This is a genomic window from Paracoccus sp. (in: a-proteobacteria) (assembly GCF_047605025.1).
GTDB lineage: Bacteria > Pseudomonadota > Alphaproteobacteria > Rhodobacterales > Rhodobacteraceae > Paracoccus.
Map to the genome: position 1 here is coordinate 14,835 of NZ_JASGGO010000007.1, position 23,738 is coordinate 38,572.

A 23,738-nucleotide genomic window follows, 5' to 3' on the forward strand; every position below is an offset into this window, starting at 1 on the left:
CCGCTCTTGCTTCAGTGCCGAAACCCGTGCCCGCCCCGCCGACCCGCACGGGTTTCGATCGTTTTCCAAGGCCGAGATGACGCTGCCCCTGGTGGTGGTGTAGGTTCTGGCAGAGGTGGTCACCGGCGATGTTCGCGCAGGGTCACCCGCAGGCGATCCGCGACGACATGGCGGCGGTGTGGGACAAGGCGAGCGGCAATCTGCGCCATGCCCCCGGCGATGGACCGGACCCGGCGCGCGCGGCGCTGAACGCGGCGCTGCAAGAGCGCGGCATAGACCCCGCCGAGATGACGAATGACGAGATCGCGGCGGCACTGGGGGAAGGGGCCAGCGCGGAATATGGGCAGGCTGGACGAAGTGAGCCGATCCCCCTGACGGGCAAGGAACTTGAAAGCGCCTCGGATGCCATTTCCGACCTGCGCGCGGCTGCGGATCGGTTTTATCGCGCCAATCTACAGGGCACGGCGGTCGACCGTGCCGATATTGGACAGGTATTTTTTCAAAGCGAGAGCGCAACAAGACCATCTCCACCATGGCAAACCCGGACAAAGCCCGCCTGGTGCCAGCCTTGCGGGATATACTGGCGCATGGGGCCTTGGTGCGGACGGTGCGGAACACTGACCCGAAGAAGCCAAACATCCTAGAATACCATTGGATAGAGGCCGATGTTGATGTCGGGGGCCGCGTTTTGCGCGCGGGCATAACCGTCGAGCACCATCGCGACGGCAAGAACTACTACAATATCAACCCTGTAAAAGAAAATGGCCCCGGAGATACCCAAGCTTCCGGCAACACAAATGCCGGGCGAGAGTATGACCAAGGCGACGAAATCAATATCGGCTTGACCGACGAGAAAGTCAACCGCCGTGGCTCCATCCAATTCCCCCCTGCCGGCCCGGACGGCGCGCAGACCGTCATCAACCTGTTCGAAAGCGCCGATCTGTCGACCTTCACGCACGAGGCCGGGCACTTTCCCCTGGAAGTGACCGACGCGCTAGCGCGCGATCCGCGACGACATGGCGGCGGTGTGGGACAAGGCGAGCGGCAATCTGCGCCATGCCCCCGGCGATGGACCGGACCCGGCGCGCGCGGCGCTGAACGCGGCGCTGCAAGAGCGCGGTCTGGATCCCGCCGAGATGACGAATGATGAGATCGCGGCGGCGCTGGGGGAAGGGGCCGGCGCGGAATATGGTCAGGACGCTAATTTTGTAAAATCACCAAACGGGAGTTATGACTTCGGGGAGATTGACAGGGACGTTGCTGCTATCCTCGGTCGTCAGTCGGGTCCGCTTCGGCTGCGGCGCGGTGACGAAACCAGCGGCTTAATCCACATCGAAAGCCGGCATGGCGACCAGATCCGCAAGATGGGATTCCCCTCAGTTGAGGAATTCGTTCAAACCATCGCGCACGGATTCACGGCGGTATATGGACGAGAGGGACGCGCGCTCGATCTTGTTCTCGACAACGGCGACCGTGGTATGATGATTGTGCAGTTAGAGCCGCACGCGTCTGGCGACTTCTACGACATTCGCACGGCAACCCCGATCAGGTCAGGTCAGTATAAGAGGAAAGCGCCGCTCTGGGAGAAAACCGGGCCCAGAAACTCGCCTGCCGAAGCAGGCCCCCTTGATCCCAAGGGCCAAAGCGACAATCTCAATATAGGCATTTCGAGAAGGGGAAGCAACGAGGATGACGGGAAGCTCTTCGACCAGACCCGCCGTGGCTCGATCCAGTTCCCGCCGGGCGGCCCGGACGGCGCGCAGACCGTCATCAACCTGTTCGAAAGCGCGGACCTGTCCACCTTCATGCACGAGGCTGGGCACTTTTTCCTTGAGGTGACCGACGCGCTCGCACGCGATCCCGACGCGCCGCAGGCGAGTTGCCGCCCTGCTCGGCAGCCTTCCAAAGGATCGGGGTTATGATGCCGACTGGTTCAGAGATGCGTTGAAAGACATGGGGACTAACGCCTGCATCCCCGGCCGGAAAAGGCGCATGAAAGCTGTTCGATACGACAAAAGCCGCAGCCGCATCAAGGTCATGTTCGGCAGGCTCAAGGACTGGCGGCGCGTGGCTACCCGCTAGGACAGGTGCCCCATCGTCTTCCTTTCAGCTATCGCGCTCGCAGCAACCGTCTCGTTCTGACTTTGAAGGGGAGTGAGTCTGGAGCCTAAACGCCTGCCAACCCTCAATAGCGTGAATAACCCAATGAAAGCTTACAGCTAGAGCGGCTGCAAGGCATTCTCCAGGATTTGCACCCGACCGACGCCGTCGACCAGGGCGGCGTCGAAACGCATGGGCGTCGCCATCCCCTGGGCCTGCGCGGCGCAGAATTCCAGGGCGGCGGCACGGATGCGCCGGATCTGGCGCGGCAGGATGCGCGCGGCGGCGCGGGCGTGATCGGCCGATTTCTTGACCTCGACAAAGACGAACTCGCCGCCCGCTTCCAGGATCAGGTCGATTTCGCCCGCCCGGCCGCGCCAGCGCGACGCGATCAGCCGAAAGCCCCGCGCGCGATATTCACGCGCAACGCTCTCCTCGCCCAGGCGGCCCGCGCTACCGGCCACCCGGCCCCGCGCCCGGCGCGCGCAACCATCCGTATCCGTCATTCCCGATCCTCTCTCATCTCGACCGCCAGTGCATAGACATCGCGCCGGGGCAGGCCGAAACGGCTGGCGACCTGGGCTGCGGCCTCTTTCACCGGCAGCGAGGCCAGCCCCGCCAGCGCGGCGCGCAGATCCTCTTCGCCCACCTCGCGCGGTTCGGGATGGCCGAAAAGAACGACCACCTCGCCGCGCAATCCTTCCTCGGGGATGCGATCCAGCAATTCCGCCGCCCCGCCCCGCATCACCTCCTCGAATTTCTTCGTCAGTTCCCGGCAGATCACGATAGGACGATTCGCCTCAATCTCGCAGATATTCTCCAACAATTGCCTAACGCGCTTGGGGCTTTCGAAGGCGATGACGGTGGCCTCGACCTGAACCCAGCTTTGGATCCATTTGCGCCGCGCGCCGGCGGCAGCCGGGGGAAAGCCCACGAACAGGAAGCGATCGCTTGGCAGCCCCGAGACCGACAGCCCCGCCAGCGCCGCCGAGGGGCCGGGCAAGGCGCGCACCGCATGCCCCGCCTCGGCCACGTCGCGCGCCAGCCGATAGCCCGGATCGGCGACCAGGGGCGTGCCCGCGTCCGAGGCATAGGCCACGCTCAGCCCCTCATTCAGCGCGGCCAGGATCGCCGGGCGCGCCCGCTCGGCATTGTGGTCGTGATACGAGACCATCCGCCGCCCCCGCACCGCGATGCCGTGAATGTCCATCAGGTGGCGCAGGTTGCGGGTATCCTCGGCGGCCAGGACATCGGCGGTATTCAGGACGTCGAGCGCGCGCAAGGTGATGTCCCTGGCCGCGCCGATCGGCGTCGCCACCAGGTAAAGCGCCGGCTCGGGACGCTCGGCCGAAACCTGCATCGGGACCGGGCGGGCGGGGGTCTCGGACGGGGTCATGGCGGATCTCCTTTCAGGGGCGCTTTTGGGGGCGCGTTTCAGGGGCGCTTTTGGGGGGCGGCGCCCAAGTTGCCATCCCGGGGATATGACAATAACCTGCCCGCGTTAAGACCAAAGCCAAGCACGAGGGAATCACGCATGACCGCCATGACGACCCGCCGCGGCCGCATCGAGTTGCTCCGCCCCCTTGCCCGTCCCCTCGCCAGACCGCTGGCCAGACTCGCGGCGATCGCGTCGGCCTTCATGCTGGCGGCTTGCGATCCGATCCAGACGGCCAGTTCGGGCGGCTCCGGCGGACCCAGCATCGACCCATCGCAGCCGGTGCAGGTGGCGCTTCTGGTTCCCTCGGGCACGTCGGACGCGAACCTGACATGGCTTGCGCGCTCGTTGTCGAATTCGGCCAAGATGGCGGCGGCGGATGCGCAGGGCGCGCGGATCGACCTGCGGGTCTACGATTCCGGCTCGGATCCGGCCACGGCGGTTGCCAAGGCCAACGAGGCGGCCGATCAAGGCGCGAAGATCATCCTGGGACCGCTTTTCGCCGACAGCGCCAATGCGGTCGGCCATGCCATGGCGCCGCGCGGGATCAACGTGCTGTCCTTCTCGAACAACGCCGATATCGCGGGCGGCAATGTCTTCGTGCTGGGCAATACCTTCGACAATATCGCGAACCGGCTGGTCGGCTACGCGGTGGACCACGACAAGCGCCGCATCATGATCGTGGCCGAGGACGACGCTGCGGGCCAGGTGGGCGCCGCCGCGATCCAGCGCGCGATCCAGCGCCATCGCGGCACGCTTTCGGGTTCGGTCTCGCATCCGCTGTCGCAGCAGGGGATCGACGCGGCGCTGCCGAACATCACCCAGGCGGCGCTGTCGGGCAATGTGGATGCGGTCTTTCTGACCGCGAATCAGGGCGCGGTGCTGCCCTACCTGACCGACAAGCTGGCCGATGCGGGCGTCACCTCGGCCTCGGTCCAGATGATGGGGCTGACGCGCTGGGACCAGCCGCCGGCACGGCTGGCGCTGCGCGGCGTGCAAGGCGGCTGGTTCGCCCTGCCCGACAGCCACTTGAAGGCACAGTTCGACCAGCGCTATCGCGGCGCCTATGGCGAGCAGCCGCACGAGCTTGGCTCGCTGGCCTATGACGGGGTGGCGGCGATCTCGGCGCTGGTGCGGGCGGGCAAGCGCGATGCGCTGGCGACATCGGGGCTGACCCAGAACGCCGGCTTCGTGGGCATCACCGGCGCCTTCCGGCTGAACCGCGACGGCACGAACGAGCGCGCCCTGGCCGTCGCCACCGTCGTGGACAAGCAGATCCGAATCCTGTCCCCCGCTCCCAGCAGCTTCAGCGGCGCCGGGTTCTGATCTTGGCGCAACGTTCCGGCGAGGCCCTGCCGCAAAACGCCTCGGCCCCGCCCGAGGCGCATTCGCTGTTCGATGCGGAAAACTTCCTGCCACGGCTGACCCAGGCGCTGGAGGGGGCCGACAGCCCGCGCGAGATCCGCCAGCGCGCGGTCGCCCTGCTGTCCGAGGCCCGCACCGCCGCCATGGCCGATATCGTCGCGGCCTTCCAGTCCCATCCCCGCGCCGCGCGCGAGACGGTGCGCGCCATCGCCAGCCTGACCGACGCCACCGTCGCCGCGATCCATCATGTCGCCACGACCGTCCTGCACCCCCAGTTGAACCCCACCAATGCCGAGCGGATCACGATCCTGGCGATCGGCGGCTATGGCCGGGCCGAGATGGCACCGCAATCCGATGTGGACCTGCTGTTCCTGACCCCCTGGAAGGTCAGCGGCTGGGCCGAAAGCGTCGTGGAATCGATGCTCTACATGTTGTGGGACCTGAAGCTGAAGATCGGCCAGGCCACCCGCTCGATCGACGACTGCATCCGGCTGGCGACGGGCGACATCACCATCCGCACCAGCCTGCTGGAGCACCGGCTGATCTGCGGCCATGCCGACACGGCCGAGGTGCTGCGCCAACGCATCTGGGCCGAACTGTTCGACAGCACCGTCCCCGAATTCATCGAAGCCAAGCTGGCCGAGCGTGCCGAGCGCCACCGCCGCCAGGGCGGCCAGCGTTACGTCCTTGAGCCGAACGTCAAGGAGGGCAAGGGGGGCTTGCGCGACCTGCAAACCCTCTACTGGATCGCGAAATACATCCACCGGGTGGATCGCGCGGCGGAACTGGTGGACCTGGGCTTCTTCACCAAGGAAGAGCACCTGACATTCTGGCAGGCCGAGGATTTCCTCTGGGCCGTGCGCTGCCATCTGCATCTTCTGACCGGGCGGCCCTCGGATCAGTTGACCTTCGACATGCAGGTCGAGGTCGCCCAGGCCATGGGCTATCGCGACCAAGGCGGGCGCCGCGCGGTCGAGATCTTCATGCAGGACTATTTCCTGCACGCCACCCGTGTCGGCGAATTGACCCGCGTGTTCCTGGTCGCGCTTGAGGCCCGCCATCTTTACAAGGCGCCGATCCTGGGCAGCCTTTTTACCCGAAGAAAACGCGTCCGGCCCGGCTTCACCATCGAGCGCGGGCGGCTGAACTATGCCGACGAAGCGGCGTTCCTGTCCGATCCGCTGAATATCCTGCGCCTGTTCGAAGAGGCGCTGCGCAGCCAGTTTCTGCTGCATCCAGATGCCATGCGCACGGTCGCGGCCAATCTGGACATGATCGACGACCGGGTGCGCCAGGACCCCGAGGCGGTGCGGATCTTCCTGGACCTGCTTTTGAAGCACGGCAACCCCGAACGCTCACTGCGGCGGATGAACGAGCTGGGCCTGCTGGGCGCCTTCATCCCCGAATTCGCACCCATCGTCGCGATGATGCAGTTCAACCTGTATCACCATTTCACCGTCGACGAGCATTCCATCCAATGCGTGGCCGCGCTTTCCGCCATCGAGCGGGGCGAGAAAATCGAGGATCTGCCCACCGTCACCCGGATCATGAGCGGCAAGATCAACCGCCGCGTCATCTATCTGGCGGTGCTGTTTCACGACATCGGCAAGGGCCGGGCCGAGGATCATTCGATCCTGGGCGCGCGGCTGGCGCGGCGCATCTGCACGCGCTTTCGCCTGCCCACCGAAGAGATCGAGACCATCGAATGGCTGATCCGCAACCACCTGCTGATGTCGGACGTGGCGCAAAAGCGCGACATCGCCGATCCGCGCACGCTGCGCGATTTCGCCAAGCTGGTAAAGACGACACGGCGGCTGGACCTGCTGGCAGTGCTGACGGTCTGCGACATTCGCGGCGTCGGTCCCGGCACCTGGAACAACTGGAAGGCCGTGCTGCTGCGCCGCCTTCACGGCGAGACCGAGCGGGCGCTGAAGAACGGGCTTGAGGAGCTGAACCGCGACAAGCGCATGGGCGAGGCCAAGCGTTCGCTGCGCCATGCGCTTGTCGCGCGGGGCTGGGACGCCAAGGTGATCAAGGCGGAACTGGCGCGCCATTACGACAGCTATTGGCCGGGCCTGTCGACCGAGACGCAATCGGTCTTTGCGGACCTGCTGCGCGGCCTTGGCGATGACGAGATCCGCATAGACCTGCATCCCGACACCGCCCGCGACGCCACCCGCGCGGTCTTCGCGCTGGCCGACCATCCGGGGATCTTCTCGCGCCTGGCCGGGGCCTTGGCGCTGGTCGGCGCGAATATCGTCGATGCGCGCACCTATACGACCAAGGACGGCTTCGCCACGGCGGTGTTCTGGCTGCAAGACGGCGACGGGCGGCCCTATGCCTCGGAACGCCTGCCCCGCCTGCTGAAGATGATCGAGAAGACGCTGAAGGGCGAGATCGTCCCGCGCGAGGCCCTGGCCGGCCGCGACAAGCCCAGGAAGCGCGAATCCGCCTTCCGCTTCCCGACGCATATCACCTTCGACAACGAGGCGTCCGACGTTTATACCGTGGTCGAGGTCGATACCCGCGACCGTCCCGGCCTGCTTTACGACCTGACCCGCACCCTGGCCGAGAACCATATCCAGATCGCCAGCGCCGTGATCGCCACCTTCGGCGCGCAGGTGGTGGACAGTTTCTACGTCAAGGACATGTTCGGGCTGAAGCTGCATCAGCCGCAAAAGCGCGATGCGCTGCGAAAGAAGCTTGAAAAGGCCATCAAGGACGGGACAGAACGCGCCGAAAAGGCCGAGCGCCCTTTGGGCGGGGCGTTCTGAGGGACCGATATGCAACCGATAAGACTGATCCGCGGCTTTTTGTCGGTGGGGGCCTGGACGCTTGCCAGCCGCGTCGTGGGCTTTATCCGCGACGTGTTGATCGCGGCCTATCTGGGCGCGGGACCAGTGGCCGAAGCCTATAACGTCGCCTTCCGCCTGCCGAACATGTTCCGCCGCTTCTTCGCCGAGGGCGCGTTCAACACCGCCTTCGTGCCGATGTTCGCCAAGCGCCTGGAGGCTGGCGAAGACCCGCGCGGCTTCGCCGAAGAGGCGTTCTCGGGCCTGTTCACGGTGGTCCTGGTCGTCTCGGTCATCGCCCATTTCGCGATGCCCTGGCTGGTCTTCGCGCTGGCGGCGGGCTTCGTCGGGGACGCGCGCTTCGACATGGCCGTGACCTATGGCCGGATCTGCTTTCCCTATATCCTGTTCATCTCGCTGACGGCGCTGCTGTCGGGGCTGCTGAACGCGGGCGGGCGGTTCATGGCGGCGGCGGCGGCGCCGGTGCTGATGAACCTGATCCTGATCGCGGCCATGCTGCTGGCCGACCTGAACGGCTGGGACATGGGCGGCGCCATGGCCTGGTCCACGCCGCTCTCGGGCCTGGCGCAATTCGCCACGGTCTGGTGGGCGGCCCGGCGCATGGGCTTTGCGCTGCGCCTGCGCCTGCCGCGCCTGTCGCCCGACATGAAGCGGCTTCTGGCGGTCGCGGCGCCCTCGGTGCTGGCGGGGGGCGTGGTGCAGGTGAACCTGATCGTCGGCCAGCAGGTCGGCTCGTTCTTCGAGGGCGCGGTGGCCTGGCTGACCTATGCCGACCGGCTGTATCAACTGCCCTTGGGCGTCGTCGGCATCGCCATCGGCATCGTGCTTCTGCCCGACATCTCGCGCCGGCTGAAGGCCAAGGACATCGCGGGCGGGCGCCACGCCTATAACCGCGCGACCGAATTCGCCCTGTTCCTGACGGTGCCGGCGGCGGTGGCGCTGACGGTCGCCGCCTATCCGGTGATCTCGGTGCTGTTCCAGCGCAGGGCCTTCCTGGAAAGCGATGTCGGCCCGACGGCGCTGGCGCTGGCGATCTATGGTATCGGCCTGCCCGCCTTCGTCCTGCAAAAGGTGCTGCAACCGCTGTATTTCGCGCGCGAGGACACGCGCAGCCCGTTCCGCTTCGCGATCTGGTCGATGGTGGTCAATGCGGCGCTGGCCCTGGGCCTGGCGCCGGTCATCGGCTTTTCGGCAGCGGCGCTTGGCACCACGGTCGCCGGTTGGACCATGGCCTGGCAATTGTGGCGCGGCACCCGCGTCTATGGAGAGGCGGCCGAGTTCGACGGCCGGCTGCGCCACCGCCTGCCCCGCATCCTCGCGGCCTCGGCGGTGATGGGCGTGGCGCTGTGGGCCGTCATGCTGGCCTTGGGCGACAGCCTTTATCAGCCCGGCACCCGCTATCTGGCGCTGCTGGCGCTGGTGATCGCCGGCGCCGTCTGTTACGGCGCGGCGCTGGTCGCGATGGGGGGCTTGCGGCTTGCTGATCTGCGCGCCGGCTTCAGCCGCCGGCGCTGACAGCTTAACGCTGGCGGATCTGGCGCATCACCCGCGCCACGCCGCCGGGAACCACCACGAAGGACAGCAGGAAGCCCACGGCAAAGCCCGCCACCTCGGCGATCCAGGTGGTGTTGCCCGACTGGAACAGCAGGCCGAAGACCAGTTGAAAGGCCAAAAGCATCCCGATCATGGTGAAGGCCCGCATCCGGTTCGCGTTCTCTTGCCCCAGCCGGGTCCAGATCAGGAAGGTGAAGGCGCCGACCAGCCCATAAACCGCCGGATAGCCTCCGATCAGGGGCTGAAAGCGGAATTGCGGCAGCAGCCCGACCACCAGCGTATAGACCAGCGCCCCGCCGATGGCCGAGCCGAAGAACAGCACGATCACCGCCCAGGGCCGGAACTGGCTGGCCACCATATTCCCCAAGGCCAGGCAGAAGACGATGACGAACAACGCATGCATCGCCGACAAATGCACGAAGGAATAGGTCAGGATGCGCCAGCTTTCGTCCAGCAGGAACAGCTTCATCTGCCACAGCCGCAAGACCAGCTCGGGAATATAGGCCGTGCGCTCGACCGCGACCTGGCGCATGGCAAGGCCCGCGCCGGGGCCGCCGCCACCGGCAAAGCCCAGTTGCGCCAGGCCGAACACGGCCTCGCAGGCGATCATCGGCAGGACCAGCGCCCAGACCACGGCAGGCACCGGGTTCAGGGGCGATTCGTTGTAACCGGGGCGCATGCGGGCCTCCTTTCCGGGCTGCGGTCAAGATGCGGGGGCGGTTGCGCCCGCGCGGGCCAAGGGGTAAGCCAGCGACCGGGATTTTCCAAGCAGGTAGTGCCATGACCACGAGCTTCGCCAAGCGCATCTTCTCCGGTATCCAGCCCTCGGGCGGGCTGACGCTGGGGAATTACCTGGGCGCGTTGAAACGTTTCGCGGAATATCAGGGGCAAGGAGCCGAGACGATCTATTGCGCCGTGGACCTGCACGCGATCACCGTCTGGCAAGAACCCGAGAAGCTGCGCCACAACACGCGCGAGGTCGCGGCGGCCTTCATGGCCTCGGGCGTGGACCCCGAGGTCTCGATCCTGTTCAACCAAAGCCAGGTCAGCCAGCACGCCGAACTGGCCTGGCTGTTCAACACCGTCGCACGCGTGGGCTGGATGTATCGGATGACCCAGTTCAAGGACAAGGCCGGCAAGAACAGCGAGAATTCGTCGCTGGGCCTCTTGGCCTATCCCTCGCTGATGGCGGCCGACATCCTGGCCTATCACGCGACGGCGGTGCCGGTGGGCGAGGATCAGAAGCAGCACCTGGAACTGACCCGCGACATCGCGGCCAAGTTCAACCACGATTACGGCACAGATTTCTTCCCGATCACCGAACCGCTGATCGAAGGCACCGCCACCCGCGTCATGTCCCTGCGCGACGGCAGCAAGAAAATGTCGAAATCCGACCCCTCGGACGCGGCGCGCATCAACCTGACCGACGATGCCGACACCATCGCGCAGAAGATCCGCAGGGCGCGCACCGATGCCGATCCCCTGCCCGGCGGCATGGACGGCCTGAAGGACCGCCCCGAGGCGAAGAACCTGGTCAATATCTATGCCGCCCTGTCGGGCGAGACCGGCGATCAGGTGCTGGCGCGGTTCGAGGGTCAGGGCTTCGGCGCCTTCAAGCCGGCGCTGGCCGAGGTCGCGGTCGAGGTCCTGGCACCGATCACGGCGCGCATGACCCAGTTCATGGCCGACCCGGCCGAGATCGACCGCATCCTGGGACGCGGCGCGGATCAGGCGGCGGCCATCGCCCAGCCAATCGTCGAAAAGACGAAGCAGATCATGGGTATGATCCGCTCGCGCTGAGGGGCATAAACATCAACTCTTTCCGCATGGGACATGCTAGGCTTGCCCCATGCGAGCACGGAATTCAAAATGACGGATCCCCTGTCCCGGCGGCTTGACGCGCGCCCCTGGCTTCTGGCGGACGGCGCGACCGGGACGAACCTTTACAATATGGGGCTGCCCCCCGGCCAGCCGCCCGATCTGTGGTGCGAGAGCCATCCCGACCGGGTGCGCGCGCTGCATCTTCGGATGATCGAGGCGGGCGCGGACCTGATCCTGACCAACAGCTTCGGCGCCAATGCCAGCCGCCTGCGCCTTGCCGGTGCCGAGGGGCGCGTGGCGGAACTGAACCGCACCGCCGCCCGCCTTGCGCGCGAGGCCGCGGCCCAGGCCGGCCGCGACGTGCTGGTCGCCGGCTCGATGGGTCCGACGGGCGAGATCATGGCCCCCATGGGCCGCCTGACCGAGGCCGAGGCGACGCGGCTGTTCACCGAACAGGCCCTGGCCCTGAAACAGGGCGGCGCGGACCTTCTATGGGTCGAGACGATCAGCGCCATCGAAGAGATGCGCGCCGCCGCCCGCGCCGCCCAGACCGCCGAAATGCCCTGGTGCGGCATGATGAGCTTTGAGCCGGGCGGGCGCAGCGTGATGGGCGTCAGCCCGATGCAGCTTGCCGGGCTGATCGACCGCCTGCCCCATGCCCCCATGGCTTACGGTGCGAATTGCGGCACCGGCCCGGCGGAACTGCTGCTGGCGGTCTCGGGCTTTTCGGCGGCGGGCTGCGAGCGGGCGCTGATCGCCAAGCCGAATGCCGGCGTGCCGCGCTATCAGGATGGAGGGCTGGTCTATGACGCCACGCCCGAGGTGATGGCGGAATTCGCGGTCCTCGCGCGCGATCTGGGCGTGCGCATCATCGGCGGCTGCTGCGGCACGACCCCCGCGCATCTGGCCGCCATGCGCGCCGCGCTTGAAAGCCGCCCCAGGGGGCCGCGCCCGACGCCGGATGTGATATCCGCCCGAATCGGCGCGCTGATGGCCGAGCGTTAGAACAGGCTCAACTGGTCGCCCGCACGCGGCGGTGGTGAAAACAGGCTGCAATCCAGGATCGGAGAAGGCCCGTCCAGCCCCAGCCGCCTGCGGGCCAGGCGAAAGCGTTGCAACAGCAGATCGGCCTCGTGCCCCTGACCCCGCATGCGGCTGCCGAAGCGCGGATCATTGTCCCTCCCGCCCCGCATCGCCTGGATGCGCGCCATTACATGCGCCGCCTTGCCGGGGTGATGGCGGTCCAGCCAGTCGCGAAACAGCGGTGCGACCTCAAGCGGCAGGCGGATCGGGATCATGCTGGCATTCGTCGCCCCGGCATCGCGGGCGGCGGTCAGGATCCGCTCGATCTCATGCTCGTTCAGGACCGGGATCATGGGGGCGGCCATGACACGCACCGGCACGCCGGCCTTGGCCAGCGCCTCGATCATGTGCAGCCGGGTCGCGGGGGTCGGCGCGCGCGGCTCCATCGCGCGGGACAGGTCTGGGTCCAGCGTCGTGACCGAGACCCCCATCAGCACCAGCCGCCGCCGCGCCAGCCTGCCCAGCAGATCCAGGTCGCGCAGCACGGTGGCACCGCGCGTCACCAGGCTAAGCGGATGGTTCCAGTCGGACAGCACCTCAAGGCAGCCGCGCATGATCCCCAGCTTCGCCTCGGCCGGCTGATAGGGATCGGTATTGGTGCCGAAGGCGATGGGCGCGACCGCGTAGCCCTTGCGCCCGATCTCGGCGGCCAGAAGCTGGGGCGCGTTCGGCTTGGCGGTGATGCGGGTTTCGAAGTCCAGGCCCGGCGACAGGCCCAGATAGGCGTGGCTGGGCCGCGCGAAGCAATAGATGCAGCCATGCTCGCAGCCGCGATAGGGGTTCACCGAGCGGTCGAACGGGATATCCGGCGAGGTGTTGCGGCTGATGATCGAGCGCGCCCGCTCGGTCGCGATCTCGGTGCGCAGCAGCACCTGCTCCTCGGGGATGTCCCAGCCGTCATGCTCGCTCCGCCGGGTCTGGGTGTCGAAACGCACATCGGGGCGGCTCGCGGCACCGCGCGCGCGCAGAAGTTCGTCAGGATCGCGAGGCGGCAGGGTCATGCCGCCAGATTAGCGCAGCGGAAAGAACATTTCAAGAACATGCCAAGTCGCGATGCAACCGAATGCCGCGATCCGGGGTTCATTTACCGAAAGGGCAAATCAGCCTTGGGATTCGCGACAGATCCACGCATAGTCACTTGCAAGGAGGATGACATGCCATTGCCGCATTTTTTGTTCCTGATCCTGGCCGTGGTCCTGGCCGCCGGCCTGACCATCTGGGCCGCAAGCGCCGTCGGCATCCCGCTTTTCGTCCTGGCCCTGGCCGCGTTGATGGCGGCGGCGATCGCGCATCTGGCCTGGCGCGAGGATCACTAGCACAGGGCCTCTTCGATCCACTCGGTCATTGCCGCGACGGCTGCGATGACCGAGAGGCGGTTCTTGAAGATGCGGAAGCGTGCTTGGGGATTTGCCCCAGGAGCCGCCATTGATTTTCAAATCCAGAAGGCGACGGATAGGGCCACGGCCGAAAGAAAGCCTTGGTGCATCGGCTGAAACCAAACTCCAAGGCGCGACGGTATTGGACGCCGCCAGCACCGCCACCGGCATCGCCCACGCCCGAGGCCCCGTAACGGCCGAACACATCTCCGGCCTGCGCCGCGAAGCCGAAAGCAAGCCGCAGCCCGCCCGAAGAACAAAGCCGCGATCCTGAGCCCACCGCCGGGCCATGGCTCGGCCATGCGCGGCTATCGCAATGGCAAGTTCACTCGCATCTGATCGTCCCGACCCCCTCGATGCGCGTCATCAGATTCGGCAAGCACCTCCGCAAGATGAACACTCGCGAGACAACCCAACGCCGCCCTACATTGCGCATGACCGCTGGATTTTCCGTATCGCACCCCTGTAGCATGGCGCTTGCGCTAACAAGAGGAGAGTAGTGTGCCCCCCGTCGAGCCCATGCACGGCACCTTCGTGCTGTTAACCATCGCCGCAGCGTCTGTTCTGCTGCTGCTGGTGCTGATCATGCGATTCAAGCTTCATGCTTTCATCGCCCTGGTCCTTGTCAGCCTCATCACTGCCCTGGTCGCGGGGATTCCTCTGGTCAAAATCGTGCCCACGCTGCTTGAAGGTTTTGGCGGCACATTGGCGACGGTGGCGCTGCTGGTGGGCTTCGGGGCCATGATCGGGCGGCTTCTTGAGGTCACGGGCGGCGCGCAGGTGCTGGCTGACCGGCTGATCAACCAGTTCGGCGAACATCGCGCGCCCCTTGCCCTGGGCGTCGCGTCGCTGATGTTCGGCTTTCCGATCTTCTTCGATGCGGGCCTTGTGGTAATGCTGCCCATCATCTTCAGCGTGGCGCTGCGCTTCGGCGGCTCGGTCCTGCGCTATGCGCTGCCGGCGGCGGGGGCCTTCGCGGTCATGCACGCCTTCGTGCCGCCCCATCCCGGCCCAGTCGCGGCGGGCGACCTTCTGGGCGCCGATATCGGCCTTCTGCTGATCGTGGGCATCGTCCTTGCCCTGCCGACCTGGTATCTGGGCGGCTATCTTTTCGGGCTTTGGGCCGGGCACAAGTTCGAGCTTCCGGTGAAACAGGTGCTGGGCATGGATGCCGGGCGGCATATGGACGGCACGGCCCCCAGCTTCGGCGCGGTGCTGCTGATCCTGCTGCTGCCGCTGGCCCTGATCTGCCTGAACACAAGCATTTCGACCCTTGTGACGACCGGCCATATCGACGGCGGCCACTTGATCGTCAGCCTGCTGAAAACCGTAGGCCAGACGCCGGTGGCATTGCTGATCACGCTGCTGGTCGCGATCTTCACCCTGGGCAAGGGCCGCACGCGCTCGGATATCGAGCGGATCACCGATCAGGCCCTGGGGCCGATCTGCGCCATCATCCTGGTCACGGGGGCGGGCGGCATGTTCGGGGGCGTGCTGCGCGCCAGCGGCATCGGACAGGCGCTGGCGGGCAGCCTTGAGGCGGTGGGCATGCCGCTGATCTTCGCGGCCTTCGTCATCTCGACCGCGCTGCGCGTGGCGCAAGGCTCGGCCACGGTGGCACTGACCACAACGGCGGGCCTGATCGCGCCAACCGTCGCCGCGACCCAGGGCCTTAGCCAGTTCGACCTGTGCTTTCTGGTCATCGCCATCGCCAGCGGGGCCACCGTGCTGAGCCATGTCAACGATTCGGGCTTTTGGCTGGTCGGGCGTTTCCTGCACATGGACGAAAAGCTGACCTTCAAGACCTGGACCGTGATGGAGACGCTGCTGGGCACCATCGGCTTCGGCTTCGCGCTGCTGGGATGGTGGCTGCTATGAGCGGATTGCAGCATATCGTGGTGATGGGCGTCTCGGGCGCGGGGAAAAGCACCACCGGCGCGGCCCTGGCCCAGCATCTGGGCTGGCCCTTCGTCGAAGGCGACAGCTTTCACCCCGCGTCCAATGTCCAGAAGATGGCTGCCGGCCATCCCCTGGACGATGCCGACCGCGAGCCCTGGCTGAAGGCGCTGGCGGTCGAGATCGGGCGCTTCGAGGCGCTGGGTCAATGCGCGATCATCGGCTGCTCTTCGCTGAAGCGGCGCTATCGCGACATTCTGCGCCAGGGCGCGCCGCGCGTGCGCTTCCTGCATGTCCATGGCTCCGAGGCACTGCTGACAGAGCGCCTGGGCAATCGCGCCGGGCATTTCTTTCCGCCGCAGCTTCTGGCCTCGCAATTGGCGACGCTGGAGCCTTTGCAGCCCGACGAGGACGGCGTGGTGGTGGACCTGGCCCTGACGGTCGATGAGCAGGTCAAGCAGGCGCTGCGCCTGCTGGGGCTGGAATAACGCGCGGCCCTTCGGGGCCGTGACGTAGCGTCATTCGGGTTTCCTTCCTGGCGCGGTGCCCTCAGACTGGGCGTCGCTGCATTGCGGCATGCGCCACTGAAAGGGGAAACGATGGCACTGACGGGGATTCTGGCTTCGCTGGGCCTGCTGATGTATCTGGCCTATCGCGGGATCAACGTGCTGATCCTGGCGCCTCTGATGGCGCTTCTGGCGGTGCTCGCCTCGGGTGATCTGCCTATCCTGGCCAGCTATACCCAGGTCTTCATGACCGCCCTGGGCGGCTATGTGATCACATATTTCCCGCTTTTCCTGCTGGGGGCGATCTTCGGCAAGCTGATGGCCGACAGCGGCGCCGCGCGCGTCATCGCCGAGCGCATCGTCGAGGGCCTGGGCGCGCATCGCGCGATCCTGGCGGTGGTGCTGGCCTGCGGTGTGCTGACCTATGGCGGGGTCTCGCTTTTCGTGGTGGCCTTCGCGATATATCCCATCGCGAACGCGCTGTTCCGACGCGCCGATATTCCCAAGCGCCTGCTGCCCGCGACCATCGCGCTGGGGGCCTTCACCTTTACCATGACCGCCTTTCCGGGCACGCCGGCGATCCAGAACGCGATCCCGATGCCCTATTTCGGCACCAATGTCTTTGCCGCGCCGGTGCTGGGCACGCTGGCCGGGCTGATCATGCTGTTCGGGGGGCTGGCCTGGCTGAACCGCCGCGCCGCCGGAGCCGCCGCCAGGGGCGAGGGTTATGGCGATCACAAGCCCACCGCCGCAGATGGCAGCCTGGCCGAGGACGCGGATCTGCCGGGCCTGGGCGTGGCGCTGGCGCCGGTGGTCGCGGTGATCGCGCTGAATGCGGGCTTTACCTATCTGGTCGTGCCGCGGATGCAGGCCGCCTATCTGGCCGATCCGCGCTATGGCGCGACCCAGCTTTCCAGCGTGGCGGGGATCTGGGCGATCATCGTGGCACTGACGCTCTCGATCTTGCTGGCGGCGGCACTGAACTGGCGCCGCTTCACCGACGTGAAGGAAACGGTGAACGCCGGGACGATGGGCGCGCTGCTGCCGATCTTCAACACCGCGTCCGAGGTCGGCTATGGCGCGGTGATCGCCTCGCTCCCCGCCTTCATGCTCATCCGCGATGCGGTGCTGGGGGTGTTTCCGGGCAATCCGCTGGCCTCGCTGGCGGTGGCGGTGAACGTGCTGGCGGGGGTCACCGGCTCGGCCTCGGGCGGCATGTCCATCGCGCTTGAGGCGCTGGGGCCGCAATTCGCCGAGATGGCACGCGCGCAGGGGATCAGCATGGAACTGATGCACCGCGTCACGGCGATGTCCTCGGGCGGGTTCGACGCCCTGCCCCATAATGGCGCGGTGATCACGCTGCTGGCGATCACGGGCATGACCCATCGCAAGAGCTATGGCGACATCTTCGCCGCGACGGTCCTGATCCCGGTCGCGGCGACGGTGCTGGTAATTGCCATTGGTTCAATTGCTTGAACGTATTTCCTAGACGGTATCCAGGTAAAGCTCGATGGTTTCGTCATCCGAAAGCTCGGCCATGTAGTGCAATTCCTGGCGCTTGGTCATGACAAGGTTTTCGATCAGATGGGCGGGAAGGATGCGGCGGATCTGGGGGCAGCTTTCAAAAGCGTCGATCGCCGCGCCCCAGCTTCCGGGCAATTGCTCAAGCCCCTGCTCATAGGCATTGCCCTGGATCGGCGGCGGGGGTTCCAGCCGGTCCTCAAGCCCGTTCAACGCGGCGCCCAGGATGGCCGCGACGGTCAGATAGGGGTTCACGTCGCCCCCGGCCACGCGATGCTCGATCCGGCGCGCCTTCGGCCCCGAGGAAGGGATGCGGATGGCCGAGGTGCGGTTCTCATAGGCCCAGCCGATCCCGGTGGGCGCATGGGCATTCGGCACCAGCCGATCATAGCTGTTCTCATGCGGAGCGAATAGCAGGGTCGAGCCGGGCATGGCCGCAAGGCAGCCCGCCACGGCATGGCGCAGGCGTTCGGACCCCTCCTCGCCGCCATTGTCGAAGATGTTGTTGCCGTGCAGATCCAGGATCGAGAAATGCATATGCATCCCCGAACCGTTCCAAAGCTCATAAGGCTTGGCCATGAACGAGCCGGCGAAGCCGTATTGCCGCGCCAACCCCTTGACCAGAAGCTTGAAAAGCCAACTGTCGTCGGCGGCCTTCAGGGGATCGGCCTGATGCATCAGGTTGATTTCGAACTGGCCCGGCGCGGCTTCGGAAATGGCGGTGTCGGCGGGAATGTCCATCGCCTCGCAAGCGTCGTAAAGCGAGGTGAAAAAGCGGTCGAAGGCGTCCAGGGCACGCAGGCTGAGCGTCTCGGCCCCGGTGCGGCGCTTGCCCGAGCGGGGGCTGGGCGGCACGCGCAACTGGCCGCCTGAATCGTCGATCAGGAAGAATTCCAGCTCGGTCGCGACGACCGGGATCAGGCCCGCCGCCTTGTAGCGTTCCACCACGCGGGCCAGCGCCTGGCGCGGATCGCCGTCATAGGGCCGCCCGTCCGAATGGAACATCCATAGCGGCAGCAGGCCCGTGGGTGCCTCAAGCCAGGGCATGGGCATGAAGCCGCGCTCGGTCGGCAGCAGCAGCCCGTCCGGGTCGCCGGATTGAAAGACCAGGGGGCTGTCGTCCACATCCTCGCCCCAGATGTCCATGTTGAGGACCGAGAAGGGGAATTTCGTCCCCTCGGTCATCAGTTTGTCGGCGAAACGGGCCGGGATGCGCTTGCCGCGCGGCTGGCCGTTCAGATCGGCGGCGGCCACGCGGATGGTCTTAACTTCGGGATGCTCGCGCAACCAGTCCATGGATTACCTGACGAGAAGGGGCCTGTAGCGGATCTTGCGCACCGCGCCGGGCATGTGGCGGTTCAGCCGCCGGTTGACGACCCCGAAAAGCGCGATCACGCACAGGGTCAGAAGGATGAAATAGCCGCCGACGATGGGATAGGCGACGAAGGGGTTGAAGGTCTTGTCCGCGAAATAGCTGGCGTAATACAGCGCATCGCCCTGTTGCTGAAAGGCGGGGAAGCTGGCGAAGAAAACCAGCGTCGTCGCATGCAGCAGGAAGATCGCCTCATTGGTATAGGCCGGCCAGGCAAGCCGCATGGCGGTGGGCCAGACCACGCGGCGATATCGGGTCCAGCCGGTCAGTCCGTAGGCGTCGGCGGCCTCAAGCTCTCCCTTCGGGACGTTGCGCAGCGCGCCATAGAAGATCTCGGCCGAATAAGCGGCCGTGTTCAGCGTCAGCACGAACAGCGCACCGGCCCAGGCCCGCGTCATCCAGCTTGTCTGGATGGTGATGCCGAAGATGTCGATACCCGCGCGGGGCAGATGCACCAGCGTCTCATAGGCGATGAAGAACTGGATAAAGAGCGGGCTGCCCCGGAACAGAAAGATGAACCATTGCGCGGGCTTGCGCAGCAACGGATTGGGGCTGAGCCTGGCCAGCGCCAGGGCATTGGCCAGGAAAAAGCCCAAAAACAGCGCCAGCGCCGCGAAATAGACGTTCCAGATCAAACCCGAGCCGATCAGCACCATCTGTTCGCACAGGGGGTAATCACCACGCGGCAGCAGACGCTCGCCCAGGCCGATGGCGCGCAGGCCGTAATCATGCAGGCTTTGCAGGCATTGGCTCATGTCGCGGCCTTTCGCATCGCTTCGCCCGCCAGCGTCGCCTGCCCCGAGGACAGCCGGAGGCGCACCCGGTCAAGGACTTTTTCCGAACCCCAGGTCATCAGCAGGTAAAAGATCATGATCCCCAGGAAGTAATAAAGCCGCCAGTCGGGATGGGGATAGGCATAGGTGCTGGTCTTGGCGCCGCCCAGTTCGCGCGCCCAGTAGACGATATCCTCGACGCCCAGGACGAAAAGCAGGGGCGTCGCCTTGATCAGGATCATCCATAGATTGGCGAGACCTGGCAGGGCATAGCTCCACATCTGCGGGATCAGGACGCGGCGGATGACCTGGCGCGAGTTCATGCCGTAAGCCTCGGCGGTCTCTAGCTGCGCCTTGGGCACCGCATTCATCGCGCCCGCCAGAACATTCGCCGCGAAGGCACCGAAGACGACCGCGAAGGCGGTCACCGCAAGCGCGATGCCATAGCCCTGATGCACCCATTCCGGCGCGGTCGAAAGCGGCAGCTTGGCCGCCGGGCAGACGACGAAATCATTGCCCTGGCGGATCGGCACGGTCGGGTCGCAATAGACCTTGGCGCGCAGGTATTCCAGGCCCTGATCCAGCGCGATCGGCACGAAAAGGAAGAAGACGATATCCGGCACCCCGCGCACCATCGAGGTATATGCCTTGCCCAGCAGCCGCAGCGGCGCGAAACGCGCGCGCGAGGCCAGCGCGCCGCCAAAGCCGAACAGCAGCGCCACCGGCGCGGTGATCGCCAGCAACGCCAGCACCGTGCCGAAGGACATATAGAACAGCATGTGCTTGCCCGAGGTCAGGTAGCACAAAAGCCAGGACAGCCCTTCCAGGGACTTGGGATCGGCGCAGCTTGCCAGCATGGGGCACTCCTCAGGCGCGTCTGGTCCGGGCCGGCGGGACAGGCCGCGCGACCGGGCGCGCAGCCGTCTCGACAGGGCGCAGGATCAGAATTGCAGGGCCTTGTCGCCGAACCATTTCTTCATCATCGCGTTCAGCGAGCCGTCATCCTTCATCGACTTGATGGCGGCGTTGAACTTTTCCTTAAGCGCGGTGTCGGACTTGCGCAGGCCCATGCCGATGCCTTCGCCCAGTTGCACGGTGTCATGGCCGTCGACCCAGACCAGTTCGCCGTTCGATTCCTCGACCGTATCGCGCAGGAAGTCCTTGTCGGCGAAAACCGCGTCCGCCTCGCCGTTGCGGACGGCGGCGATGGTTTCGTCGGCGGTGGGGAATTCCAGCAGCGTCGCGCCGGTCTCGGCCACATGGCTGGCCTGGATGGTGCTGGTCTGGGCCGAGATCACGCCGTTGATGTCGGCATCTGGCTTCAGCGCCACATAGGCCGAGGGCATCGCAGGGGTATAGGGATCGGTGAAGTCGATCGCCTTCTTGCGTTCCTCGTTGATGTTCATGCCCGCCATGATCGTGTCATAGTTCGAGCTGACGAGGTTGGGGATGATCGAATCCCAGTCGTTCTTGACCCAGGTGCATTCCAGCGCCGCGCGCTTGCACAATTCGTTGCCCAGATCGATCTCGAACCCGTCCAGCTTGCCCTGGTCGTTCACGAAATTGTAGGGGGGATATCCGCCCTCGGACGCCATGCGCACGATCTGGGCCATGCCCATCCCCGCCGTCAGGGCAAGCGCGGCGGCTGCAAGCATGATTTTCTTCATTCGTCTCTCCTGTTGGTCGTTTTTATTTCGCCATGGTGGCGCTGAGGAACTGGCGCAGCCGCTCGGATCGAGGGGCGCCGAAAAGCTGGCTGGGCGGACCCTGTTCCTCGATCAGGCCCTTGTGAAGGAACACCACATGGTCGCTGACATCCGCCGCAAGCCGCATGTCATGGGTCACCAGCAGCATGGTGCGATGCTCGGCGGCCAGATCCTTGATGACCTTGACCACCTCCTGCTGCAATTCGGGGTCCAGCGCGCTGGTCGGCTCGTCCAGAAGCAGCGCCTTGGGCTCCATGCAAAGCGCGCGGGCGATGGCTGCGCGCTGCTGCTGGCCGCCGGAAAGCTGGCCGGGCCAGGAATCGGCCTTGTCGCCGATTCCCACCTTTTCCAACAGGGCGCGGGCACGCGGCTCGACCTCCTTGGGATCGCGCTTCAGCACCTGGACCGGCGCCTCCATGACGTTTTGCAGCACGGTCATATGGGACCACAGGTTGAACTGCTGGAACACCATCGACAGATTCGTGCGCAGCCGGGTGATCTGGGCGCGGTCGCCGGGCACGCGGGCCGGACCCGAGCCGCGCCAGGTCACGGCCTCGCCCTCGAACAGGATATCGCCTTTCTGGCTGTCCTCAAGCAGGTTGCAGCAGCGCAGAAGCGTGGACTTCCCCGAGCCGGAGGAGCCGATCAGGCTAATGACATGGCCACGCGGCGCGGTCAGGCTGACGCCCTTCAGCACCTCCAACTGGCCATAGGATTTATGCAGATCGCGGATCTCGATCACGGGCTGCAAGGCGGTGGCACTGGTGGCCAGGGGGGTGGCTTGGCTTTGGCTCATAACGCCATCTGGCGATATTTTCGTCGCCATTGCAACGCTTTCCTGCCTGACTTTACAGGCAGGGCTGCCTGTGCCGAAAGGCGCGGCAGATCAGCGTCCGGCCAGACCCATCTCATCCAGCACCCGCCGGCGCACCAGTGCGGAATCGCGGTCGTTGACGCCCAGAAGCCCCGCGATCAGGCGCATCAGGCCCTCTTCCTCGGGGGCGCGGCGGCCATCGGCATAGGCCACCTCCCAAAGCGCGGCGATCACGTCGCGGCGGTCCTCGGGCGCGATCCGCTCCTTGATCGTGCGGGTGAAGCGCACGGTGTCGGGGGCCTCGGCCTCGATCATCTCGGCGGCGGCGCGGCGCTCGGCCACCTCCTCGGGGTCAAGGGTGCCGCGCCGTGCCAGCACCGCCTCGATGCGGCGCTGTTCGGCCGGGCTGTAGCGGTCGTCGGCCCGCGCCAAGCGCACCAGAAGAGCCGCGACGGCGACTTCGGCATCCCGCGACGACAGACGATCACCCTGAGGGCTTTCCGCGAAGACGCGGCTGAGGAGATTCCGGAACATGGGACCAATCCTAGAACATTCCGCCGGGCAACTAAAGACAATAAAGCTCTTCCGGCAGGGTGGCGAGCCTTACCGGAAGGCCGGGGCGATAAAGGCATGGACGCGCCGTGGACGGGCGCGACGGGCACCGCTCATATCCGTGCCACGGGCATCATGTTCGGACAATCCGGCGACAGGACACATGCGGCAGGGCGGCGTCAGGCCGCCTCGCGGATCGGGAATTCGGCCAGGGCGGCCGCCTGATCGGGGTCCAGATCCTCGGGCCGGATCACCGAGGTGTGAATGGAAAAGACCACGGCGCCGGTCCGCGGCAGGCGGAACAGGCATTGCCGCTCGACCCGGATGAAAGGCAGGGCACCCTCGGGGGCGCGGCCCTGCTCTTCGCGGCGCGGATTGTGCAGCGGTGCGTTCGAGTGATGCGCGGTCCCCCGCAGCAGCCCCATGCCGGGCCGCACGCCGTCCATAAGCCGCTGCACGCGCCGGCCGACATCCTCGGTATATTTCGCCACGGGCTTGTGGATGCGCATCATCGGACGCATGAATTTCTGCGCCAGCGTCCAGCCCGCCGGAAAGCACAGGATGGCGCCGCCCAGGACATGCTGGCCCTCTCCCCCGGTCTCGGCGGTGCCGGGGACCATCAGGCAAAGATCCTCGGCCACCAGCCGGCCCAGGGTCAGCAGCGGCCGGTCGCGCTCGGCGGTGATCTCGGCGCCGTCCGGGCGCCCGATCATGGTGCCGACCCGATAGCCCCGCGCGGGCAGAAGCCGCATGATCCAATCGTAAAGCTCGACCGCTGCGGACATGCAGCCCGGATCCAGCCGGTGCACCGAATCGGGACTCTCGGCGATCAGCTTTTCGCGCAATCCCAACTGTTTGGAGAATGCGTCGTCCTGAACCAGCCAATCCTGCTCCATGACCGGGATGGTGCCCGGCAGGCGGCGCGTGCGCGGATCGGCCCAGGGCGCGAAGACAAGGCGTTTCTGAAGGATGTCGCTCATGCCCGCATCTTGCGCGGCGCGCGGTTGCGGGCAAGGGGGTTCGGGGCTAAAACCCCGGCAAATTCAGGAGA

The 23,738-nt window shown here is 66.1% G+C and carries 23 protein-coding genes and 1 pseudogene; 13 read left to right on the forward strand and 11 right to left on the reverse strand.

Annotation, left to right across the window (positions count from 1 at the left end; translation table 11 throughout):
* Positions 1–128: 128 nt before the first annotated feature.
* From QM682_RS05725 to QM682_RS05740, 4 genes and pseudogenes are all read left to right on the forward strand, one after another.
* The gene (locus tag QM682_RS05725; RefSeq protein WP_415128087.1) at positions 129–644 is read left to right on the forward strand and encodes a hypothetical protein; all 516 of its coding nucleotides are present in this window, start codon (positions 129–131) and stop codon (positions 642–644) included.
* Positions 533–1,147, forward strand: a complete 615-nt coding sequence (locus QM682_RS05730; RefSeq protein WP_415127983.1) for a hypothetical protein — start codon at positions 533–535, stop codon at positions 1,145–1,147. The genes QM682_RS05725 and QM682_RS05730 overlap by 112 nt, the downstream gene beginning before the upstream one ends.
* Positions 1,137–1,922, forward strand: coding sequence for a hypothetical protein (locus QM682_RS05735; RefSeq protein ID WP_415127984.1), 786 nt, complete (start codon positions 1,137–1,139; stop codon positions 1,920–1,922). The genes QM682_RS05730 and QM682_RS05735 overlap by 11 nt, the downstream gene beginning before the upstream one ends.
* Positions 1,882–2,079 (forward strand): annotated as a pseudogene (locus QM682_RS05740) (transposase); the annotation flags it as partial. The gene QM682_RS05735 and the pseudogene QM682_RS05740, both read left to right, overlap by 41 nt.
* 140 nt (positions 2,080–2,219) lie before the next feature.
* On the opposite strand, the gene QM682_RS05745 reads toward QM682_RS05740, so the two are convergent.
* The gene (locus QM682_RS05745; protein ID WP_415127985.1) at positions 2,220–2,606 is read right to left on the reverse strand and encodes a YraN family protein; all 387 of its coding nucleotides are present in this window, start codon (positions 2,604–2,606) and stop codon (positions 2,220–2,222) included.
* Positions 2,603–3,460: a 16S rRNA (cytidine(1402)-2'-O)-methyltransferase gene (rsmI, locus tag QM682_RS05750; RefSeq protein WP_415128081.1), complete on the reverse strand. Its 858-nt coding sequence runs from the start codon at positions 3,458–3,460 to the stop codon at positions 2,603–2,605. Before rsmI ends, QM682_RS05745 begins: the two co-directional genes overlap by 4 nt.
* Positions 3,461–3,634: 174 nt before the next feature.
* On the opposite strand from rsmI, the gene QM682_RS05755 reads away from it, so the two are divergent.
* Genes QM682_RS05755 through murJ form a run of 3 tightly spaced genes read left to right on the forward strand, consistent with a single transcriptional unit; the run spans position 3,635 to position 9,228 of the window.
* On the forward strand, positions 3,635–4,861 hold the full coding sequence (locus tag QM682_RS05755) for a penicillin-binding protein activator (RefSeq protein ID WP_415127986.1): 1,227 nt from the start codon (positions 3,635–3,637) through the stop codon (positions 4,859–4,861).
* A 26-nt stretch (positions 4,862–4,887) separates the two neighbouring features.
* Entirely contained in the window at positions 4,888–7,674 is a 2,787-nt protein-coding gene (locus QM682_RS05760; protein ID WP_415128082.1) for a [protein-PII] uridylyltransferase, read from the forward strand.
* 9 nt (positions 7,675–7,683) lie between these two features.
* Positions 7,684–9,228 carry a murein biosynthesis integral membrane protein MurJ gene (murJ, locus tag QM682_RS05765; RefSeq protein WP_415127987.1) on the forward strand — a complete coding sequence of 515 codons (1,545 nt, stop codon included), beginning with the start codon at positions 7,684–7,686 and terminating at the stop codon, positions 9,226–9,228.
* Positions 9,229–9,232: 4 nt separating this feature from the next.
* On the opposite strand, the gene QM682_RS05770 is transcribed toward murJ, so the two are convergent.
* A complete protein-coding gene (locus QM682_RS05770; RefSeq protein ID WP_415127988.1) occupies positions 9,233–9,946 on the reverse strand; it encodes a rhomboid family intramembrane serine protease in 714 nt (237 codons plus the stop codon).
* A gap of 101 nt (positions 9,947–10,047) precedes the next feature.
* Here QM682_RS05770 and trpS point away from each other — a divergent pair, with 101 nt between their 5' ends.
* Positions 10,048–11,067 (forward strand): tryptophan--tRNA ligase, encoded by a 1,020-nt coding sequence (gene trpS, locus QM682_RS05775; RefSeq protein WP_415127989.1) that lies wholly within the window; start codon positions 10,048–10,050, stop codon positions 11,065–11,067.
* 69 nt (positions 11,068–11,136) lie between these two features.
* Positions 11,137–12,093, forward strand: coding sequence for a betaine--homocysteine S-methyltransferase (gene bmt, locus QM682_RS05780; RefSeq protein ID WP_415127990.1), 957 nt, complete (start codon positions 11,137–11,139; stop codon positions 12,091–12,093).
* On the opposite strand, the gene QM682_RS05785 is transcribed toward bmt, so the two are convergent.
* Entirely contained in the window at positions 12,090–13,172 is a 1,083-nt protein-coding gene (locus QM682_RS05785) for a PA0069 family radical SAM protein (RefSeq protein ID WP_415127991.1), read from the reverse strand. The two genes, bmt and QM682_RS05785, sit on opposite strands and share 4 nt — an antisense overlap.
* Positions 13,173–13,325: 153 nt before the next feature.
* On the opposite strand from QM682_RS05785, the gene QM682_RS05790 reads away from it, so the two are divergent.
* The 4 genes from QM682_RS05790 to QM682_RS05805 all read left to right on the forward strand — a co-directional run bounded on the left by QM682_RS05790 (position 13,326) and on the right by QM682_RS05805 (position 17,425).
* A complete protein-coding gene (locus QM682_RS05790; protein ID WP_415127992.1) occupies positions 13,326–13,487 on the forward strand; it encodes a hypothetical protein in 162 nt (53 codons plus the stop codon).
* A gap of 561 nt (positions 13,488–14,048) precedes the next feature.
* A complete protein-coding gene (locus QM682_RS05795) occupies positions 14,049–15,425 on the forward strand; it encodes a GntP family permease (RefSeq protein WP_415127993.1) in 1,377 nt (458 codons plus the stop codon).
* Positions 15,422–15,931, forward strand: a complete 510-nt coding sequence (locus tag QM682_RS05800; protein ID WP_415127994.1) for a gluconokinase — start codon at positions 15,422–15,424, stop codon at positions 15,929–15,931. The genes QM682_RS05795 and QM682_RS05800 overlap by 4 nt, the downstream gene beginning before the upstream one ends.
* Positions 15,932–16,042: 111 nt before the next feature.
* Entirely contained in the window at positions 16,043–17,425 is a 1,383-nt protein-coding gene (locus QM682_RS05805; RefSeq protein ID WP_415127995.1) for a GntP family permease, read from the forward strand.
* A gap of 9 nt (positions 17,426–17,434) precedes the next feature.
* Here QM682_RS05805 and QM682_RS05810 read toward each other — a convergent pair whose 3' ends face one another.
* The 7 genes from QM682_RS05810 to QM682_RS05840 all read right to left on the reverse strand — a co-directional run bounded on the left by QM682_RS05810 (position 17,435) and on the right by QM682_RS05840 (position 23,667).
* Positions 17,435–18,766, reverse strand: a complete 1,332-nt coding sequence (locus QM682_RS05810) for a glutamine synthetase family protein (RefSeq protein ID WP_415127996.1) — start codon at positions 18,764–18,766, stop codon at positions 17,435–17,437.
* Positions 18,767–18,769: 3 nt separating this feature from the next.
* A complete protein-coding gene (locus tag QM682_RS05815; protein WP_415127997.1) occupies positions 18,770–19,597 on the reverse strand; it encodes an ABC transporter permease in 828 nt (275 codons plus the stop codon).
* Positions 19,594–20,472 (reverse strand): ABC transporter permease, encoded by an 879-nt coding sequence (locus tag QM682_RS05820; protein WP_415127998.1) that lies wholly within the window; start codon positions 20,470–20,472, stop codon positions 19,594–19,596. Before QM682_RS05820 ends, QM682_RS05815 begins: the two co-directional genes overlap by 4 nt.
* 84 nt (positions 20,473–20,556) lie before the next feature.
* Positions 20,557–21,282 (reverse strand): transporter substrate-binding domain-containing protein, encoded by a 726-nt coding sequence (locus QM682_RS05825; protein ID WP_415127999.1) that lies wholly within the window; start codon positions 21,280–21,282, stop codon positions 20,557–20,559.
* Positions 21,283–21,304: 22 nt separating this feature from the next.
* Positions 21,305–22,117 carry an ABC transporter ATP-binding protein gene (locus QM682_RS05830; protein WP_415128000.1) on the reverse strand — a complete coding sequence of 271 codons (813 nt, stop codon included), beginning with the start codon at positions 22,115–22,117 and terminating at the stop codon, positions 21,305–21,307.
* Positions 22,118–22,207: 90 nt separating this feature from the next.
* Positions 22,208–22,669 carry a TerB family tellurite resistance protein gene (locus QM682_RS05835; protein WP_415128001.1) on the reverse strand — a complete coding sequence of 154 codons (462 nt, stop codon included), beginning with the start codon at positions 22,667–22,669 and terminating at the stop codon, positions 22,208–22,210.
* Positions 22,670–22,866: 197 nt separating this feature from the next.
* A complete protein-coding gene (locus QM682_RS05840) occupies positions 22,867–23,667 on the reverse strand; it encodes a heme-dependent oxidative N-demethylase family protein (protein ID WP_415128002.1) in 801 nt (266 codons plus the stop codon).
* Positions 23,668–23,738 lie beyond the last annotated feature (71 nt).